Here is a 20,779-nt window from a genome sequence, read left to right on the forward strand (position 1 = left end):
TAATGGACATAAAAAAACTCTTATCTTTCGATAAGAGTTTTATATTATTTGAAAACTAATATTAGTAGTTCCACATGTCTTGCTCAAAATTACGAATCTTCTCTTTTACTCTTTCTGATTCTAATAATTGCATTTGTGCATTATCTTTCATGTAATCTTGAATAGTTCTGTCACCATAAACATTTTCTTCTTTGTAAATGACACCACTAAAGCGCCTAGAATTTAACAAATGGTCGAATGTTAAAGGCATTGCAGAGTTTTTATCATTGAATGCTTTAGCTTCATGTAACACATCTCTTATTGATGGGAAATAAACCCAAAACAAATCAATTGTATCTGTATTACCTTTAGCCTTGTCTCTTGCTTCAGTAGCAACAGGACATATTGCTAACATTCTATATTTTAGCTCACTTTGACGTTTGTCAAAATACCAAAATCCTTTTACTTTATATCCTGAAACATCAGATGCTGCTAGAATAGTTTCCTCGATGTATTGTTTATCTAAAACTTTAGCACCAGATTTATAACCTTCAATATCAGTATTAAATTCATCAATTCCAGCAGGTGTAGTGTCTCTATACTTAAAAATAGATTCCATATCTTTCAATGATTTTTTAGAATTAAAATAATCATCTCCATATACTTCAGTTATCTTACCGCTTTTAATACCATTCAATAAAACTTGAAACAAAGATCTTCTCTCTTTACCAACAAAAGCAGTATCTACAGGATAGTACAAAGGAAAATTGATTCTTTCATCAAGATCAATAATTTCCCATGTTGTTTTCCCCATCAATACGTCTCTGTCATGAACATATCCATAAGGTAATGGTTTATCATTATCAGACTCTAATTGAGCAGCCGTTTTTTTGCCTATCTCATCTGGTGTTTTAGCATTCAATAAATTAGATTGAGCAGAGGCAAAATAAGTTCCTGCAACACTAAAAACAACTAACAAAAAGTTTTTCAATTTCATAATTTTTATTCTAAGTTATCTAAGTAGGTTTATAACGACAAACTTAAATTTTTATTGTATTTCAAAGATAGCAGGAGCAGCAGTTTTTGTTTGAATACCAGCTCCATCACCAATAATTTTCGTTTTAACATCTGATATTGTAACTTGATCTCCAGCTTTTGCTCTCGCCAATGCTGCTTTACATTGAGCATTTACTCTGTCACCATTTACAACAATTGAAGCTTGACCAGGCACTTTCAATACAAACTGAGTTACTTGGAATTTTAAATCATATAAAAAGTCCGGTAATACAGCAGTAATTTGAGAAACTTCAAGACGAGATTTTGAACCTTTTTGAGAACCTTCCTTACCACCAATTGCGGCTTGAGGAGCAGGAATACCTTTAATTCTAAATACTTTTTTGTCTGAAACTGTCTTTCCGTCATTCATTTTTCCAGTAGCAACAACAGTAACTTCAGTCCCTGAACCAGGGTTTAAATTATATTTCCCTTTTCCACCTGCAGGCGATAAACCTGGAGCTGATGCAGAAACATTGTTATCACCAATACCTGCAAATGAAATTGTAAGTGGGTTTGGTAAACCTCTGTAAACAACATTCATTTTATCAGCTGAAATGTTAGCTGAATTTGGACGAGGTACAACAACATATTTACCTTGGAATTTTAATGGAATAGTTTTACCTTCTTCAACAAAAGTAAATTGACCACTAAGATTTTGCTCTCCTACTGCACCAGCAGTAGTTGAGATAATAGCTTGTCCATTTACAAGTTTTCCAGGACCTTGGAAAGAAGTTGGTTTTGTGTTTTCATCATAACGACCTAAAACAACTTTACCAGTAACTGGCTCACCTTGGAAATATACATTCTTGTCAAGTGCAACAATAGCTTGGTAGTTACTGTAAGATGCAGCTTGAACCGCAGCTTTTCCTAAAGCAGCACTAATAACATCAGATTCAGCTTTCTTAGCATCATTTTGCCAAGCAGTTAATTTAGCTAAAGATGCAATTGCTGGAAAACCTTTAAAGTGATAATCTAAATATTTAATTTTTACTCCTTCTTTATTAGCAACTGGAGCTACATCAAACTTACCTGTAATCTCTTTCAAGATTGCAGCATATTTTTTTTCTCCACCTAAAGCTGCATTCAAATCAGCTTTATATGCTTCAATAGCAGCAATAACTTCATTACCTCTTTTTGTGTAACCGTCACCTGTAAACCAACTGTGATCTAAATTATCTGCTTTATCCATAGATTCATATGGTAACTTTCCTCCTTCAGCTTCAACACCTGTTAAAACTTCAGCTTTAAGAGTACCAACAAAATCGTAGAATTTTTTTGTAGCCGCTTCAACTTTATGAGCAGTACCTGCAGCAATAGCAAATTCACCTTTTGCTTCAGCAGCTTTAGTATCTAAAGCTAACATCATTTGCTCATTAGTTTGTGTAGCAGATGCATTAGCTGCATCAAATTTTTCGTTCATCAAACCGAAGGCCGAAAGGACTTCTTTTGACATATTCATTGCCAACATCGCGATGAAAACCAGATACATCAGGTTAATCATCTTCTGTCTAGGGGTTAATTTTCCTCCTGCCATTTTTTCTAATTAGTTTTAATTGTTAATTTAATAAAATATAGTTAAAAAAACTAATTATCCTTTATTACTCATTGCAGATAACATTCCACCATATACATTGTTTAATGTAGATAAGTTAGAAGTTAATGATTGCATTTGGTCTTTTAATTTTAAGTTGTTTTCAGCAACTTCGTTATTGATTTGTGCATTTCTTTCAGCGCTTTGTAATTGAGATTGGTATAAACCATTTAAAGCTTCCATTTGAGCAGCAGCTTTACCCATTTCTTCTGCATATTTCTTTTGACCAGCCATAGCGTCTACAGTTGGAGAAATTGATTTTGCAGCACCTTCAAAGTTTTTAATGCTATTTCCTAAGCTAGCCATCAATTCACCATCGATTTTAGCTTCTTTCAACATATTATCTAATTTTTGAGAAAGCAAACCTTGTGCTTCTTTTGGATCTTCTTTTTTAGCTGATTTTGGTTGTGCTTGTCCACCTGCTAATTCAGGATAAACTAATGACCAATCTAATTCTGCTGGTGGCGTTTCAAATGCAGATAAAGCAAAAATTAATGCTTCTGTTAATAATCCAATTGTTAACATCACAGTACCTGTTAAAGGTCCTAATTCAAAGTGAGCGATTTTAAATAATGCTCCAACAATTACAACTGCTGCACCCATACCATAGGCGAAATTCATAACTTTAGGTGATAATAATCCCATAATAATAATAATTTAGTTAGTTAAGTTTAATATAATTAAGTTAGTTAAAATACAATTTATCTTTTAATCTTTCCGTTTCCGGTTGTTTGAGTTCCCATGTAATCTTGAACTGTTCTGAAACCAATGTAGCTTCTAGCAGTATCTTGATATTCGAAATCTCTAGTTCCTACTTGTAAGAAGTAAGCAACATCTTTCCAAGAACCTCCTCTAACAACTTTACGTTTGTTTGAAGTATCTGGAACATTTGGATTCATTGTTGAAACATATTCGTAAGCTGATGCATCATAAGAAGAATCTGTCCACTCTGATACGTTTCCTGACATATTGTAAAGGTTGTATCCATTTGGCTCATACGATTTAGCTTCTACAGTATATAACGACTGGTCTGCTGCATAATCTCCACGATTAGGTTTGAAGTTAGCCATGAAACATCCTCTGTCATTTTTAGTATAAGGACCTCCCCAAGGATAATTACCTGATTCAAGACCACCACGAGCAGCATATTCCCATTCTGCTTCTGTTGGTAAACGGAATGAGTTAATCAAATCTCTTCCTTTTTTCTTTTTAACGTAAATATTTTTGTTCAACGTTCTCCAAGCACAAAATGCTTTTGCTTGTTTCCAGTTAACTCCAACTACAGGATAATCTCCATAAGCTTGGTGCCAAAAATAATCGTTATGCATTGGCTCGTTATATGAGTAAGAGAAATCTTTAATCCAAGTTGTTGTATCAGGATAAACTTTAGTATTTTCAGTTTTGATAAATTTACTTCTTTTTCCAACTTTAGCTTTAGCTGCTGCTTGGATGTCCATCCATGAATAGTGGAATTTTAATTTATCAACATCAATTGTTCTTAAACCATTGAATGATTCAGCAACTGGCAAATACATTGTATCCATTACCTCTACATAATATTCGTCTGGATATTTTTTTGTATCAGTAATTAATTTTGTCTTTTTATTTAATCTTCTTCCAGCATAAGGATCATCAGTAGTTCCTACGCTATAATAATTCTCATACATATACTTATCGTATGGAGTCATTTTAGCTGGATCTTGATCTGCAAAAGCGAAATCACCAATGCTACCTGCATTTTTTCCACCTTTACCTGAACCTGGTTTTTGACCAACTTCATCAGCAAGAATAGCTAAACGCACTCTAATGATAGAGTCTTTAACCCATTCAACGAATTGACGGTACTCGCTATTAGTTATTTCTGTTTCATCCATATAGAATGATCTAACAGTTACTGTTTTAGTTGGAGCATCTTGAACATTAGCTAAATCATCATCTGATTTACCCATAATAAAAGCACCACCTGGAACTAAAGTCATTCCGTATGGTTTTTCTGGATGCCATTTTTTTCCTTTTACTCCTACTAATTCTCCTTTGTCGTTAGACTTACCACAGCTAACTAGTAGTGTTAAAACAGATGCAAATGCAATGAACTTCTTCATATTAATTTGGGTTAATTATGTATTCTTATTTTAAGGGCGTAAACCTATCTATTATTTTTGAAAAAAACAATTATTTATATCTTAAAATTTTATTTTCTTGACCAAAAATACAATTATATATTTATTGACAAAATAAAATCATCGATAAAATGCAAATAATTGCGTTTATTAACGCTTTTTTGTTGTTTTTATATATTTTTTCTTACAAATTTTATGTTTATAAGATTTTATAAGATTTTTATTTACAAAAGCTCTTATAAAATGCTCTTACGTTGTGCTTTCCACCAACGCTCAGGAAACTCTTGGTTGCAAGCTGCCAAATAATCTTCGTGAGAACATGGTAATAACGTATTCTTTTTTAATTTATTGTGAGTATTTGCAAAAAATGGTATTTCTATCCACCAACGTTCGGTTTTATCACTTTTAAAAAACACAATATCCTCATCTTCAAAAGGAACTGTATATTTTATGTAATTTTCTTTACTTCCAAATGGATACTCATTAGAACGATAATGTATACCTTCAATAAAATACCAAATTACTTGAGCAATTAAAACTGATTCTTGCTTAGTATCATTGTGATTAAAAATCCCTAAACACGAAACTTTATCGCTAATTCCAGCATATCTAGACAAAGAACATATTTCTTTACCATTAAAACCATTTGGCTGAAAATTGGTGAAATTTCCTGAATCAGATGATTTTACAGAAGTTAAATCGAAACTTACTAAATCGGCATCACGAAAAACTGGTTCTGCTATAGCTATATTATTACAAACTTCTCCTAAACGATAAGCATCAAAGAATAATTTCTCCATCAAATCTATTTCTTCTTGCGAGTTGTAATAGGTTTGATAGCCAATATTACTATAGTTGAAAAGATTATTTGGCTCTTCAATAATTATTTTAGACAAATAAGACTCTGAGCTAATTAAAGTTTCTTGTTTTCCTAAATCGAATTTATTATCAATAGAAACCAAATTCACCATTTGTTCTAAATCATCATATCCACGATACATTGCATAGGTTAAATCTTGTGAACCACCAATAACAATAGGAATAACTTTATTCTTGATTAGTTTAGAAACTACTTTTTGCAATGCAAAATAAGTGTCATCAGAAGAATTTCCAGCTAGAATATCACCTAAATCAGCAATAGTTTTACTCCAATTACCAGGAAATAAGCTATATAATTCTCTTCTTACATTAGATAAATCAACTTCTTTCGAATCTTTTCCACGATTTTCAAGAACACCAATTATAGCAATATTAACTTTTGAAATATCTGGAAATTCAGCTTCAGTATGAAACACAACTTTACTAGACAAATGCTGAGATGACAATTGCATAATATCAATTATCAAATCATTATCTATAGGTGCAAGAAAATCGAATTCCATTTATTATTTCTTTTTGGTAGTTGTTTTTTTGGCTGGTGCTTTTTTAGCTGCAGGTTTTTTTGCAGGTGTTTTTTTAGCAATCATTTCTTGAACTTCAGCTAAAGTCAATTTTGAAGCATCAACATCTTTACTCAATTCAATTTTGATTTTACCTTTAGTAATTTCACTTCTTCCCCAACGAGCTTTTTGAACCAAAATTCCTTCAGCTTCCCAATTGTGGATTACTTTATCTATGTTCTTTTGAAGTTTGTCTTCGATTAATTCTTCAATATCATTTTGAGATAAATTATCGAAATTATATTTTTTAGAAACGTTGATGAAAATTCCATTCCATTTAATAAAAGGTCCGAATCTTCCTGTTCCTTTCTGAACACCTTCGCCTTTGTAAACAGCTATTGGCGCATCAGCTTGTGTTTTTTCATCAATTAAAACCTTTGCTCTTTCTAAATCAACATCAAGTGGCTCTTCTCCTTTTGGAAGTGAAACAAACACTTTTCCAAAACGTACAAACGGTCCAAAACGACCTAAACTTACTTCAACCTCTTCACCTTTATAAGTTCCTAATACTTTTGGAAGTAAAAACAAATTCAATGCTTCTTCCAAAGTAATGTTTCCGATATTTTGTTCTGGACGTAAACTTGCAAATTTCTTATCTTCATCATCGCTATCTCCAATTTGAGCCATAGCACCAAATTTACCTAAACGAACCAAAACCGTCTTACCAGATTCTGGATGTTTTCCTAAGATTCGCTCTCCACTTTCTCTGTCTGCATTAGCTTCGACATCTTTTACATTTGGATGGAATTTATCATAAAACTCTTGCATCATTGTTGTCCAATTGATGTTTCCTTCTGCAATTTCGTCAAAATCTTGTTCCACTTTGGCAGTGAAATTATAATCTAATATTTTTTCAAAGTTCTTAACCAAGAAGTCTGTTACAATATTTCCTATATCTGTTGGAACTAATTTTCCTTTGTCTGAACCTGTATTTTCTTTTAAAATTACATCCGATACTTTTCCAGATTGCAATGTCAATTGTGTATATTTTCGTTCTTGACCTTCAAGAGTTCCTTTTTCTACATAACTTCTATTGATGATAGTAGAAATAGTTGGTGCATAAGTTGATGGACGACCAATTCCTAATTCTTCCAGTTTTTTAACCAAAGAAGCTTCTGTATAACGACTTGGCGGACGAGAATATCGTTCTGTAGCTGTGATGTAATTATTACTCAATTTTTCATTGACTTTCATTGCTGGCAACATTCCTTCTTGTTCTTCTTCATCCTCATCATTTCCTTCAAGATATACTTTCAAGAAACCTTCAAACTTGATTACTTCTCCAGAAGCTGTAAAAACTTCTGAATGATTGTTTGCTTCAATTTTTACATTGGTACGTTCCAATTCGGCATCACTCATTTGAGACGCTAATGTTCTTTTCCAAATTAAATCATATAAACGCGCTTGATCTCTATCGATATTTACTGTATGACGCGACATATCCGTTGGACGAATTGCCTCGTGAGCTTCTTGTGCTCCTTTACTTTTATTAGTAAACGTTCTTGGTTTTGAAAACTCTTTTCCGTAAGATTTAATAATTTCCGCTTGAGCAGCATCCATAGCTTCTTTAGAAAGATTCACACTATCCGTTCTCATATATGTAATCAATCCGGCTTCGTATAAACGTTGTGCTAATTGCATGGTAATTCCAACTGGAAGATATAATTTACGAGCTGCTTCTTGTTGAAGTGTTGATGTTGTAAATGGTCCTGTTGGAGATTTTTTAGTAGGTTTTGTTTCCAAATCGCCTACTTTATAATTAGAACCGATGTTTTTGCTTAAAAAATCTTCAGCTTCTTTTTTCGTATTAAAATTCTTTGGAAGTTTGGCTTTAAATGCTCTTCCGGCTTCGTTTACAAATTCTGCCACTACAGAATAACTTGCAACTGGTTTGAAATTTTGAATTTCTCTTTCGCGTTCTACAATTAATCTCACAGAAACTGATTGCACACGACCTGCAGATAATCCACCTTTAATTTTACGCCATAAAACTGGCGATAATTCGTAACCTACTAATCTATCTAAAACTCTACGAGCTTGTTGAGCATTTACTAAATTATAATCAATTTCTCTCGGATTATCGATAGCTTTTAGAATGGCATTTTTGGTAATCTCATGAAAAACAATTCTTTTAGTTTTGTTTTTATCTAATTTTAATTCTTCTGATAAATGCCAAGAAATTGCTTCTCCTTCGCGGTCCTCATCGGAAGCTAACCAAACCATATCGGCATTTTTAGCTAAACCTCTAAGCTTTGTAACAAGTGCTTTTTTATCAGCTGAAACTTCGTACTTTGGCTTGAATCCGTTTTCGACATCTACTCCTATTTCTTTGGAAGGCAAGTCGGCAATGTGACCATAACTTGATTCTACTTGGTAGTCTGCTCCAAGAAATTTCTCGATGGTTTTTGCCTTTGCTGGTGACTCTACTATAACTAAATTCTTTGCCATTATGTATTTTGTTTGTTCGGCAAAAGTATAGGTTTTTTTTAAATTTTTAGTTTTTGTAATCATTTTTAAAAATTACAAGCATTAAAATGGAATTAAATTTAGCCCTGATTACCTCACAAAATGTTTGATTTATAACGAAGTTCAGTGAATGTTTCACATTTGGAATGGATATCCTTTTCATTTGTTGCCTGAGGCAAACTCGAAGGCAACAAAAGAAAAGATTGCAACGAAAAGCAGGAATATGGATTACTGATAAAGCCCAAACGAGTCGCTCCTTAATAAAAGAATGTTAAACATTATCTGCCATCTTGTCAGATTTTGTAATTTAGTATTATCTTTGTAGTCCGATTCAATCGAAGATTATTTTATGGAAAAAGAAATTGATGAAAAAGTACAAGGACAAAGTTTAGTTCTTGAGAATAAACCCGAAAACACAAAGAAACTTTATATTGAAAGTTATGGTTGCGCTATGAATTTTTCTGATAGTGAAATTGTAGCTTCTATACTTACAAATGAAGGTTATAATACTACTCAAATATTAGAAGAAGCCGATTTGGTTTTAGTAAACACCTGTTCTATTCGTGATAAAGCCGAACAAACGGTAAGAAAACGTTTAGAAAAATACAATGCCGTAAAACGTGACATCAATCCAAAGATGAAAGTTGGTGTTTTGGGTTGTATGGCAGAACGATTGAAAGAGCAATTTCTAGAACAAGAGAAAATTGTTGATATGGTTGTTGGTCCAGATGCTTACAAAGATTTACCAAATTTACTAGCCGAAATTGAAGATGGTCGCGATGCTATTAATGTAATTTTATCTAAAGAAGAAACTTATGGTGACATTTCGCCTGTGAGATTGAATTCAAATGGTGTTTCGGCGTTTGTTTCGATTACTCGTGGTTGCGATAATATGTGTACGTTTTGCGTTGTGCCATTTACTCGCGGTCGTGAAAGAAGTCGTGAACCTCAAAGTATTATGACAGAAATTCAGCAACTTTGGGATACAGGTTATAAAGAAATTACACTTTTAGGACAGAATGTGGACAGTTACCTTTGGTATGGTGGCGGATTGAAAAAAGATTTTGATAAAGCAACCGAAATGCAACAAGCAACTGCAGTTAAATTTGAACAGTTGTTAGAAATGGTGGCTATTGGTTTTCCTAAAATGCGAATTCGTTTTTCGACTTCAAATCCTCAAGATATGCATGAAGAAGTGCTTCATGTAATTGCAAAATATCCAAATATTTGTAAACATATTCATTTACCAGTTCAATCTGGAAGTAATAGAATATTGAAGGAAATGAATCGACTTCACACACGTGAAGAATATATGAAGTTGATAGACAATATAAAATCAATTATCCCGAATGTTTGTATTACACAAGATATGATTGCTGGTTTTCCAACAGAAACTGAGGAAGATCATCAAGATACGTTATCATTAATGGAATATGTAAAATACAGTTTTGGATATATGTATTCGTATTCTGAACGTCCTGGAACTTTGGCAGGAAGAAAACTGGAAGACGATGTTGCTGAAGAAATCAAAGCAAGAAGATTACAAGAAATAGTTGATGCTCAAAGAATTCACAGTGCTTTTAGAACACAAGAGTTTTTAGGTCAAACCGTAGAAGTTTTGGTTGAAAAAACCTCTAAAAAATCGGAGAATGATTTATCTGGAAGAAATTCACAAAGCATAACAGTTGTTTTTCCAAAAGAGCATTATAAAGTAGGTGATTTTGTGAATGTAAAAATTACTAATTGCACTAGTGGAACTTTGATTGGCGAAGCGGTAGGTTATAGTGAAATGAATTAAAAACAAAAGATACTGAAATAAATTCAGCATAAATGGAAACAGTACAATCTATAAAACAACGATTTGAAATTATTGGAAATGATCCAAAGCTCAATCGTGCGGTAGAAAAAGCCATTCAGGTTGCTCCTACTGATATTTCGGTGTTGGTAGTTGGAGAAAGTGGCGTTGGGAAAGAAAGTATTCCAAAGATAATCCATTCACTTTCACATAGAAAACATGGAAAATACATCGCTGTAAACTGTGGAGCAATCCCAGAAGGAACTATTGATAGTGAGCTTTTTGGACACGAAAAAGGATCGTTTACTGGCGCAACAGGAACGCGTGAAGGTTATTTTGAAGTTGCTGATGGCGGAACCATTTTCCTTGATGAAGTTGGTGAACTACCTTTAACCACTCAAGTTCGTTTGTTACGTGTCTTAGAAAATGGTGAGTTTATAAAAGTAGGTTCATCACAAGTTCAAAAAACGAATGTTAGAATTGTAGCTGCAACTAACGTTAATATGTTTGACGCCATCGAAAAAGGAAAATTTCGTGAAGATTTATATTATCGTTTGAGCACTGTTGAAATTGGACTTCCACCATTGCGTGAACGAAAAGATGATATTCATTTGTTGTTTAGAAAATTTGCTTCCGATTTTGCACACAAATACAAAATGCCAGCCATAAAACTAAATGATGATGCTGTAAAATATTTGCTAAATTATCGTTGGGGTGGCAATATTCGTCAGTTGCGAAATTCAGCTGAACAAATATCGGTTTTAGAAACCAAAAGAGATATTTCGCTTCAAACCTTGATGTCTTATTTACCACAAGAAGGAAGTCAATTACCGAGTGTTATTGGTGGAAAAAAAGCTGAAAATGATTTTTCTACGGAAAGAGATATTTTGTACAAAGTGCTTTTTGATATGAAAAGTGATTTGAATGATTTGAAAAAATTGACTTTAGAATTGATGAAAAATGGAGCAAAAGTTCAAGATATCAATCCAAATTTGATTCAAAAAGTATATGGGAAATCTGATGAAGAAACGTTTTTTGAAGATCAACCGCGAAATACAATAATTCCAAAAGCAGAAGAAGTTGAGCAAGAAGAATTTGAAGATGACGAAGATGACAACAACTACTTATTTGCAGAAACTGTTGAAGAAGAAGAAATTTTGAAATTGGAACAAAAAGAAATTGAGCTCATCAAAAAATCTTTAGAAAAAAACAAAGGAAAAAGAAAAGCTGCAGCAGATGAATTGGGAATTTCTGAACGAACTTTATATCGAAAAATCAAACAATATGATTTGTAATTCATTATAATAGGATTAACAATTATTGAAATAAAAAAATATATCTTTGGCTTTTTAAATTCTGATGAATAAACTAAAATACATAGTATTCCTTCTTGTTGCACTAACTTTAAATAGTTGTGGACCCTACAATTTCACTGGTACTGGGCCAATTGACGCAAAAACTGTTCAAGTAAACTATTTTCAAAATAATGCACCATTAATTGAACCGGGAATTGAAAGAACTTTTACTATCAAATTACAAGAAATATTACAAAACCAAACTAACTTAAATCTAACTAATACTAGTGGTGATTTACTTTATGAAGGTGAAATTACACAATATAGTATTACACCAATGACTGCTACTGCCGACCAAAAAGCGGCACAAAGTAGACTTTCCCTTACGGTTAATGTTAGATTTGTAAATAAAAACAAAGAAGCTGATAATTTTGAAAAGACTTTTTCTTTTTTTGTTGATTTTGATGCCTCAGAAAACCCAACAGGCGCAAGATTAAACACTCTATTAGATGAAATCTTCACCAGAATTACACAAGACATTTTTAATGAATCTCTTGCTAAATGGTAAAATTATAGTTAGCAGTATCCAGTAACAGTTAGAATTTAAATTTATAAATTTACAATCACAAACTGAAAACTGAAAACTCACCTTGAAAACCGACAAAATTGAACTTAACTGACTACACCTACCTAATCAACAAACCCGACGCCATTAATGAGCGACACAATATTGCTTTGGAAAAAATTATTGAGGAATTTCCTTATTTTCAAAGTGCTCGAGTTTTGCGATTAAAACATTTGTACAATCAAGACAGTTTTAAATATAATTATGCCTTAAAGGTAGCAGCAGCATTTACTACAGATAGAACTATTCTGTTTGATTTTATAACATCAGACAATTTTGTAACAGTTCAAAATGGTTTATATGACCAAAAAGTTGCCGAATTATTAAATATTGATGTAGTTGGCAGTGAAATTGTTGAATATTCAAGCACATCTGAATCTGTAAATTCTTTAGAGCAATCTATATTATCATCAATTGCTAAAGCATCTCCTGAAGAGGAAAATATTAAAGAAAAATTAGAGATTGGAAAACCTTTAGAGTTCACAAAAGAAGAAAAACATTCGTTTCAAGAATGGTTACAACTTTCAAGATTGAAACCAATTGAAAGAAAAGAAACACCAACAGAAGCAGAAATTGTTAGGAAGAAAAAGTTGGAAATGATAGATAAATTTATTGAATCAAATCCAAAAATACCACCTGTAAATAAAGAAAGTAATTCAGTAATATCAATACCTGTTACAGAGGATAAATCCTATTTAATGACTGAAACTTTGGCAAAAGTTTACTTAGAGCAAAAAAAATATCAGAAAGCAATTCAAGCATATGAAATATTAATTTTGAAATATCCAGAAAAAAGTAGTTTCTTTGCAGACCGAATTTCGGATATTAAGAATTTACAACAAAACAATAATAGTTAAGCAATGAGCACATTTTCAATTTTTTTAGTATTAATAACAATCGTTTGTTTCTTATTAATCATAGTAATCATGGTACAAAACCCTAAAGGTGGTGGTTTATCTTCAGCTATTGGAGGTTCACAACAATTAGGTGGTGTACAAAAAACAACAGACTTTTTAGACAAAAGTACATGGGTATTAGCAGGATCATTAATCACATTAGTTTTATTATCTAGTTTAAGTTTCACAGGAACTTTAAGCGATAACAAAAGTTTAATTGAACCAGCTGCACCACAAACAGAAGCTCCTAAAACTGACAAAGCAGAAACTCCAGCCGCTAGCACTACTACAACTGCTACAAAACCTGAAGCTACACCTGCAACTCCAGTGAAAAAATAAGAAATATAGTATTATAAAAAAATCCCGTCTCGTACCAAAAACGAAGTCGGGATTTTTTTTTGCATAAACTTTAGTAAAAATCATTATTTACATTTTTCATATAATTAAATTGTCAAGATTAAACCACAATAAAATCATCTTACAATCTGTCAACTTTCATTACCTTCGCTGAAAAATTGTCAGTTTTTAACCAATGGCACAATTTCTGACTATAAAATAGCAATCTTAAAATTTTAATTAATATAAAATATACGAATTATGGCATTAAACATTAAACCGCTTTCAGACCGAGTTTTAGTAGAGCCAATTGCTGCTGAAACCATCACTGCGTCAGGAATCCATATTCCAGACACAATAAAAGAAAAACCTCAAAAAGGAACTGTTGTTGCAGTTGGAAACGGAAAAAAAGACGAGCCAATGACTGTAAAAGTTGGTGACACTGTTCTTTACGGCAAATACGCAGGAACCGATTTAAAACTTGATGGAAAAGATTATCTAATCATGAGAGAAGATGATATTCTTGCAATAATTTAAAAGTAAGAGGTACGAAGTTAGAAATACAAAGTATTAAGTTTTTAAAAATAAAATAAAATGGCAAAAGATATAAAATTCGATATTGAAGCACGTGATGGTTTAAAACGTGGTGTTGATGCATTGGCAAATGCAGTAAAAGTAACACTTGGACCAAAAGGAAGAAATGTAATTATTTCAAAATCATTTGGTGGACCAACAGTAACTAAAGATGGTGTTTCTGTAGCAAAAGAAGTTGAGTTAAAAGACCCTTTAGAAAATATGGGCGCACAAATGGTTAAAGAAGTAGCTTCAAAAACTAACGATTTAGCTGGAGATGGAACAACAACTGCAACCGTTTTAGCACAAGCAATTGTAAAAGAAGGATTGAAAAACGTTGCGGCTGGAGCAAATCCAATGGATTTAAAAAGAGGAATTGATAAAGCAGTTGAAGCAATTGTTGCTGATTTAGGAAAACAAGCTCAAGAAGTTGGTTCTTCTTCTGAAAAAATAAAACAAGTTGCCTCTATTTCTGCTAATAACGATGAAGTTATTGGTGATTTAATCGCTACAGCTTTTGGAAAAGTTGGAAAAGAAGGTGTAATCACTGTTGAAGAAGCAAAAGGAACAGAGACTTATGTTGATGTTGTAGAAGGAATGCAATTTGACAGAGGCTATTTATCTCCATATTTTGTTACCAATCCAGAGAAAATGAATGTAGAATTAGAAAATCCTTACATTCTTTTATACGATAAAAAAGTATCTTCTCTTAAAGAATTACTTCCTGTATTAGAACCAGTTGCTCAATCTGGAAAACCATTATTAATTATTGCTGAAGATGTTGATGGAGAAGCATTATCAACTTTGGTAGTAAACAAATTGCGTGGTGCCTTAAAAATCGCAGCTGTAAAAGCTCCAGGTTTTGGTGATAGAAGAAAAGCAATGCTTGAAGATATTGCCATCTTAACTGGTGGAACTGTAATTGCAGAAGAAAGTGGTTACACACTTGAAAATGCAACATTAGAAATGCTAGGAACAGCCGAAAAAATTGCAATTGATAAAGACAATACAACGATTGTAAATGGTGCTGGAAATGCTGATTTAATCAAAAACAGAGTAAATCAAATCAAAGGTCAGATGGAAACTACAACTTCTGATTATGATAGAGAAAAATTGCAAGAACGTTTGGCTAAATTGGCTGGTGGAGTTGCAGTTCTTTATGTAGGTGCAGCTTCTGAAGTTGAAATGAAAGAGAAAAAAGACAGAGTTGATGATGCTTTACACGCAACTCGTGCTGCTGTAGAAGAAGGTATTGTTGCTGGTGGAGGTGTTGCTTTATTAAGAGCAAAAGCTTCTTTAGCATCAATTAAAGCTGATAATGCTGATGAAGCTACTGGAATTCAAATTGTTTTCCGTGCTGTTGAATCGCCATTGAGAACTATTGTTGAAAATGCTGGACTTGAAGGTTCTGTAGTAGTAGCAAAAGTTTCTGAAGGAAAAGGTGATTTTGGTTATAATGCTAAAACTGACGAATACGTAGACATGCTAAAAGCTGGAATTATTGATCCTAAAAAAGTAACTCGTGTAGCTCTTGAAAACGCTGCTTCTGTTGCTGGAATGATTCTTACTACTGAATGTGCATTAATCGACATCAAAGAAGAAAACGCCGGTGGTGGAATGCCAATGGGTGGAGGAATGCCAGGAATGATGTAATTTATAAGTACGAAGTACAAAATACGAAGTGCGAAGTGATAAAAATAAAAAATCCGTCTTGTTGAAGAACTTGACGGATTTTTTTATTTGATAAATTTAATTTCTCTTTTTCAAAAATTTCATTAAGACTGGAATTGTTGTTACTAAAACTATCCCAATTACAATATATTCTATGTAATGTTTTAAATCAATATTAAACTGTGATAAGAACAATTCATACAAATAATGACCTGCAAAAATCATTGTGAACGACCAAAGCAGTGAACCCAAAATATTGTAAAACATGAACTTCTTTTTTTCCATTTCTACAATTCCAGCTACTACAGGAGCAAACGTTCTTACAACTGGTAAAAATCTTGCAAAGACAATTGCTTTTGTTCCGTATTTATCAAAAAAATCTTTTGATTGAAACAAATATTTTTTCTTAAAAAAGAAACTATCTTCTCTTTTAAATAAATAACTCCCACTCTTCTTTCCAAACCAATAACCTACCATGTTTCCTACAATTCCCATTACTGAAACTAAAGCTGCTAAAAAAGAAACATCCAGAAAATCACTTCCAGTTGATAATTCTTTCATCAACAACTGACTGTAAATTCCACATAAGAAAAGCAAACTGTCTCCAGGCAAAAAGAATCCTGCTAATAGTCCGGTTTCGGCAAATACTATAAATAAAACAACGTAAAGACCTATTTTTATTCCACCAAATTCTAATAGAATATAAAATTCTGGGTTAAGTAGTTGTTTCCAATCAAAATCATTCATAAAATGTAATAAATAAGTTAGTTTATTTTGAGCACGTGAAAGTAGCGATTATTTATTTAAGAGACAATCTTATTCGCTTTTTTGACTTAAATATAACATAATCATCATTCTTTATACATTCTGAAAAATACAAAATAAAAACTCCCTAATTTCTTAAGGAGTTTTTAAAGCTATTTTCTTTCATAATGACAACACCCATGAAGACTTTCATAATCCTTATCAGCAGCTTTTACTTCATCGGTATCGTGACCAACACTAGCAATCGCTTTTTTAATATCTAAAATTGAACATTTTTCTTCATTAATTATTAAATGCAATGTATTATCATCTAAATGATAATCGGCACTTTTAACACCTTTTACAGAAAATGCTGCCTTCTCAATTCTTTTTTTGCATATATCGCAATTCCCTCCTACCTCAATATCGTATTTGGCATTTTTATTTTTTTTGTCTTGAGCTTGTGTTGAAAGCGTTACAAATAGTAACATCATTCCAATTAATATGTTCTTCATAATTTAATATTTTTTATAATTATTTTATTTTAAATCTTAATCCGGCATAAAACATTTGTCCAAAAATTGGAGCATACACTACAGAAGTATCAAAATACATTCCAAACGGATTATTTTTACCTAAAATCGCATTCGTTTGACGATAATTTCCAATATTTTCACCACCGAAATACATTTCAAAGTTTTTAGATTGCTGTACTGTTATTTGCAAGTTTAATGTAGAAAATGACGGAGAAAACTCTGGAAAAACATCTCCAACTGGATTACTAGATGTGGTAGGAAGCTGTTGTTTTCCTAACCAATTAAATGTTGCGTCAAATCGCCATTGTTGGCCTTCATTACTAATATGAGTTTCATATTCTAAATTACTAAAAAACCTATGTTTTGCCTGAAGTGGTCTTTGAAAACTACCAGACAAATAATCGGTAGATATATCATAATACTTATAAGCTGTTCTCAAATTGAAATGCTTAATGATTTCATAGTTAAAATCTATTTGTAAACTATTTGCGTAAGAATTTCCTCTTAAATTATAAAACAACACCTCTTGAGAACTTTGCATTACATCAACAATGACTTGATTTTGAAAATCTGTTCGATAAAAGTCTAATGTCATATCGGCACTTTTGCCAAATAAAATAAAATTTTGAGTAAAACTTACACCATAGTTCCAGGCTATCTCTGGATCTAACCCATATATTTTACCATCAGTATCAAGTATTGAGAAAAGTCTTGAACTTGCAAAAAGTTGTTGATTTTCGGCATAAATATTTGCAGCTCTCTTTCCTCTTCCTGCAGAAAATCTAAGAACAGATTTTTCCCATGGATTATACCTAACATGTAATCTTGGGGTAAAAAAAGCTCCTAACCTATTGTGATAATCAAATCGTCCTCCTAAAACATAACTAAACTTGTTATTGTTATCAAAAGTATATTCGAAGAAAGCACCAACCGAATTATCAATTCGACTCACATCAGATAAGTTCACAAATTCAGAATATTTGTCATAAGTGAAATTTAAACCAGTCGCAAACTTGTGCATAGTATTATTAATAATCGAATTGAAAATCAAATTTGAATAATAGCTTTGTTGTTTTATATCATACTGATTTAATCCAAAATACGATTGCTGATTATGACTACTAAAAGCATTTTGAAAACCAATGCTTTGATAAGGCATATCCTTAAATATATATCCAATTTTAGTAGATAAATCAAAACGTTCTGTATTAATTTCTGAGCCCCAATGATTTGTAGTTAATTTATCAACATCGGGATTAAAGTCTACAGTTCCAGATTGCTTTTCATCTTTCATAAATTTATAATTAACAAAAGACACCCAGCCTGTTTCAGCATTTGCATATTGCCATCTATTAACTAAATTAATTTGTTTCCCAAGTGGATTATCTAAAAACTCATCATCATTCATGTCATTTTTAGCAACTCTTGTGTTACCATGAATATATAAACTAGTAGCTAATTTGTCTGAAAGTTTTTTATTAAAATGAGTGTTTACCTCATATCTTGAATCGGTAGATCCATAAGCATTAAAGAAGAAAGGTATATCATTTAATGGCTTAATAAGTTCTGTGTTAATCTGTCCTGAAATACTTTCGTATCCGTTAACAATACTTCCGGCGCCTTTTGTAATTTGAATACTTTCTACCCAAGTTCCTGGCGTAAATGACAAACCATAAGCCTGTGAAGCACCTCTTACTGAAGGAATGTTTTCCTCTGTAATCATTAAATATGGTGAAGTTAAACCTAACATTTTTATCTGTTTGGTTCCAGTCAAAGCATCAGAAAAATTCACATCAATTGATGGATTGGTTTCAAAGCTTTCTGCCAAATTACAACAAGCTGCTTTAAGCAATTCTTTACTTGTAACTACAGAAGTATTGGCTGTTTTTGTAAGTGATTTTTTTATTCCTTTTTGCTTGATATCAATTTTTACTTCGTCTAATTTTTCTTGTGAAAATGTAGTAGCAAAAACAAACAACACTAGGAATAATGTTATTTTTTTCATTTTATGCTGAATTTATTTCAGCATCGTTAGACACTGAAAATGATTAATATAAATTCTATTTGATTCTCAAAGAGGTCGAGAATCTGAACTGAATTCAGATTAAATCAAGCGTAAAAAGTGTATTGACAATAGAGTTGATACAATGGCGGCGCATTTGCATCACAATAATAAGTAAGTTGTTGCAATTTTATACGACTTTCAACTGACTCAAAATAAATTTGTTTGAAAGAAGTTGTATAAAAAAACATATCAAAATCAAAAGAAATTGATTTGAAAGCAAATTTTTCAGAGTTGTCTTTAAGATTTAATTCTTTATCTGAACAACATTTTTTGTGTGTTACTTCTTTTTTTGCGCAACAAGATTTTTCCTCTTTTATAAGCATCTCGCAAACTTCCTCATCAGAAAACACAGAAGATATTGCCGCTATTTTCTCGCCACAATAATGCACATTAAAAGCCAATCCTGAATTGGAAATCAACAGGAAGAAAGCTAAAAGTAACGCTATGTGCTTCTTTATTTGCATGGTACAAAGTTAATCAATAGTAGATAATTATCTTTAAAAGTTTGTTAAAAGTTTACAATTCAAAAGTTTGAGAAAAATCAAGGCAAATTCTGATTCATTTTCTTCTGATAATAAAAAGCTGGAATAAAGAGCATTATAAAAATAGGTTGAATAATAAATCTTCTAATGTAAAAAAGATTCATTTTGTTAGTTTCTCCAAATTTTAATAGAACAAAAAAGAAACTTACCATTAAAATGATTCCAAAAATAGAATACAGAAAAATGGAAAACTTAATGATTTTTGCATCATTAAAAATCAACCGAAGTAATCCCAAAGAAATAATGGAGTTTAAATAAAATCTAAATCCTAAACTAAAAAATAATTTTATTACATCAATTTTAGGCAATGGTAGATTATTATAATTCAATTTAAAATAATCTAAAAATGGATCATAAAAAATTGTGTCTTCAAATGCCCTAATGGCAATTAGAAGAATAATCAAAAACAAAACAGCTGATAACTTCAGCTTATTTTTCAATAGATTTTGTAGCATAAGAAGAATATTTATTAACCCAAATCACCCAAAGTAAAAAAACAATTCCGTAAATAAATAGTGGAAAGATTACACCATGAAGAATATGCTCATACTCTGGAAAGTGAAATATTGCCATACAAAGCAATGCAATTCGCAATACATTAAACAGGTGAATTATTATTGTTCCAATAATTATAAAAGTCAATGTTTGCTTAAATTTTCCAGTAAATGCAATGACAAAACTGATAAACAAAATTATCACACTCACCGCATTACAACCTTCAATTATTCTTGCAACCCATTTATCATGATAAAAAAGTTTTACACTTGCTTCTTTCAAATTGGGCATGGTATAGGAATTATCATCAAAAACTGAAAGCAACATTTGAGATTGATTAGCGACAATTTGTGTAATTTTATCTACCTCAAAATTCTTTTGATCAAATTGATTTAAATAACTTTGATACAATAGCGTCAATACCAAATAGGAGAGCAAAAACTTAGTTAAGAAAACTAAAAATGGTTTAAACTGAATAATGTATTCTTTCAAAATATAATTTTTAACAAATTTTAGGTAAAAGTAAGAAATTGCATTGGTTACTTTTGCAAAAAA

At 31.8% G+C, this 20,779-nt stretch carries 19 protein-coding genes; 7 read left to right on the forward strand and 12 right to left on the reverse strand.

The window, feature by feature from the left end:
* Positions 1 to 61: 61 nt before the first annotated feature.
* The 6 genes from gldN to topA form a co-directional block, all read right to left on the reverse strand.
* On the reverse strand, positions 62 to 976 hold the full coding sequence (gldN, locus tag ACIQ06_RS04835; RefSeq protein WP_396144138.1) for a gliding motility protein GldN: 915 nt from the start codon (positions 974 to 976) through the stop codon (positions 62 to 64).
* A 51-nt stretch (positions 977 to 1,027) separates the two neighbouring features.
* Positions 1,028 to 2,569 carry a gliding motility protein GldM gene (gene gldM / locus ACIQ06_RS04840; RefSeq protein ID WP_396144139.1) on the reverse strand — a complete coding sequence of 514 codons (1,542 nt, stop codon included), beginning with the start codon at positions 2,567 to 2,569 and terminating at the stop codon, positions 1,028 to 1,030.
* A gap of 54 nt (positions 2,570 to 2,623) precedes the next feature.
* On the reverse strand, positions 2,624 to 3,271 hold the full coding sequence (gene gldL, locus ACIQ06_RS04845) for a gliding motility protein GldL (RefSeq protein ID WP_396144140.1): 648 nt from the start codon (positions 3,269 to 3,271) through the stop codon (positions 2,624 to 2,626).
* A 56-nt stretch (positions 3,272 to 3,327) separates the two neighbouring features.
* Complete coding sequence (gene gldK / locus ACIQ06_RS04850) at positions 3,328 to 4,728, reverse strand: gliding motility lipoprotein GldK (RefSeq protein WP_345092758.1); 1,401 nt, start codon at positions 4,726 to 4,728, stop codon at positions 3,328 to 3,330.
* Between the two features lie 254 nt (positions 4,729 to 4,982).
* Positions 4,983 to 6,128: a formimidoylglutamase gene (locus ACIQ06_RS04855; protein WP_396144141.1), complete on the reverse strand. Its 1,146-nt coding sequence runs from the start codon at positions 6,126 to 6,128 to the stop codon at positions 4,983 to 4,985.
* 3 nt (positions 6,129 to 6,131) lie between these two features.
* The gene (gene topA, locus ACIQ06_RS04860) at positions 6,132 to 8,633 is read right to left on the reverse strand and encodes a type I DNA topoisomerase (RefSeq protein WP_396144259.1); all 2,502 of its coding nucleotides are present in this window, start codon (positions 8,631 to 8,633) and stop codon (positions 6,132 to 6,134) included.
* Between the two features lie 367 nt (positions 8,634 to 9,000).
* Here topA and miaB point away from each other — a divergent pair, with 367 nt between their 5' ends.
* The 7 genes from miaB to groL all read left to right on the forward strand — a co-directional run bounded on the left by miaB (position 9,001) and on the right by groL (position 15,824).
* Positions 9,001 to 10,449: a tRNA (N6-isopentenyl adenosine(37)-C2)-methylthiotransferase MiaB gene (gene miaB / locus ACIQ06_RS04865; protein WP_396144142.1), complete on the forward strand. Its 1,449-nt coding sequence runs from the start codon at positions 9,001 to 9,003 to the stop codon at positions 10,447 to 10,449.
* Positions 10,450 to 10,481: 32 nt separating this feature from the next.
* Positions 10,482 to 11,741, forward strand: coding sequence for a sigma 54-interacting transcriptional regulator (locus tag ACIQ06_RS04870; protein WP_396144143.1), 1,260 nt, complete (start codon positions 10,482 to 10,484; stop codon positions 11,739 to 11,741).
* 64 nt (positions 11,742 to 11,805) lie between these two features.
* Positions 11,806 to 12,309: an LptE family protein gene (locus ACIQ06_RS04875; protein WP_396144144.1), complete on the forward strand. Its 504-nt coding sequence runs from the start codon at positions 11,806 to 11,808 to the stop codon at positions 12,307 to 12,309.
* 98 nt (positions 12,310 to 12,407) lie between these two features.
* Entirely contained in the window at positions 12,408 to 13,223 is an 816-nt protein-coding gene (locus ACIQ06_RS04880; protein ID WP_396144145.1) for a tetratricopeptide repeat protein, read from the forward strand.
* Positions 13,224 to 13,226: 3 nt separating this feature from the next.
* Positions 13,227 to 13,601: a preprotein translocase subunit SecG gene (secG, locus tag ACIQ06_RS04885; protein WP_298302419.1), complete on the forward strand. Its 375-nt coding sequence runs from the start codon at positions 13,227 to 13,229 to the stop codon at positions 13,599 to 13,601.
* Between the two features lie 258 nt (positions 13,602 to 13,859).
* Complete coding sequence (gene groES, locus ACIQ06_RS04890) at positions 13,860 to 14,135, forward strand: co-chaperone GroES (RefSeq protein WP_396144146.1); 276 nt, start codon at positions 13,860 to 13,862, stop codon at positions 14,133 to 14,135.
* Positions 14,136 to 14,192: 57 nt separating this feature from the next.
* Positions 14,193 to 15,824, forward strand: coding sequence for a chaperonin GroEL (gene groL / locus ACIQ06_RS04895; protein WP_396144147.1), 1,632 nt, complete (start codon positions 14,193 to 14,195; stop codon positions 15,822 to 15,824).
* A 96-nt stretch (positions 15,825 to 15,920) separates the two neighbouring features.
* Here groL and ACIQ06_RS04900 read toward each other — a convergent pair whose 3' ends face one another.
* The 6 genes from ACIQ06_RS04900 to xrtF form a co-directional block, all read right to left on the reverse strand.
* Positions 15,921 to 16,589 (reverse strand): DedA family protein, encoded by a 669-nt coding sequence (locus ACIQ06_RS04900; protein ID WP_396144148.1) that lies wholly within the window; start codon positions 16,587 to 16,589, stop codon positions 15,921 to 15,923.
* 170 nt (positions 16,590 to 16,759) lie between these two features.
* The gene (locus ACIQ06_RS04905) at positions 16,760 to 17,101 is read right to left on the reverse strand and encodes a heavy-metal-associated domain-containing protein (protein WP_396144149.1); all 342 of its coding nucleotides are present in this window, start codon (positions 17,099 to 17,101) and stop codon (positions 16,760 to 16,762) included.
* 19 nt (positions 17,102 to 17,120) lie between these two features.
* Positions 17,121 to 19,127, reverse strand: a complete 2,007-nt coding sequence (locus tag ACIQ06_RS04910; RefSeq protein ID WP_396144150.1) for a TonB-dependent receptor plug domain-containing protein — start codon at positions 19,125 to 19,127, stop codon at positions 17,121 to 17,123.
* Between the two features lie 104 nt (positions 19,128 to 19,231).
* Positions 19,232 to 19,651 (reverse strand): HYC_CC_PP family protein, encoded by a 420-nt coding sequence (locus ACIQ06_RS04915; RefSeq protein WP_396144151.1) that lies wholly within the window; start codon positions 19,649 to 19,651, stop codon positions 19,232 to 19,234.
* 77 nt (positions 19,652 to 19,728) lie between these two features.
* The gene (locus ACIQ06_RS04920; protein WP_396144152.1) at positions 19,729 to 20,184 is read right to left on the reverse strand and encodes an exosortase F system-associated membrane protein; all 456 of its coding nucleotides are present in this window, start codon (positions 20,182 to 20,184) and stop codon (positions 19,729 to 19,731) included.
* Entirely contained in the window at positions 20,159 to 20,716 is a 558-nt protein-coding gene (gene xrtF / locus ACIQ06_RS04925) for an exosortase family protein XrtF (RefSeq protein WP_396144153.1), read from the reverse strand. Before xrtF ends, ACIQ06_RS04920 begins: the two co-directional genes overlap by 26 nt.
* Positions 20,717 to 20,779: the final 63 nt, after the last annotated feature.

The organism is Flavobacterium sp. (genome assembly GCF_044341265.1).
In the GTDB taxonomy this organism is placed as follows: domain Bacteria; phylum Bacteroidota; class Bacteroidia; order Flavobacteriales; family Flavobacteriaceae; genus Flavobacterium.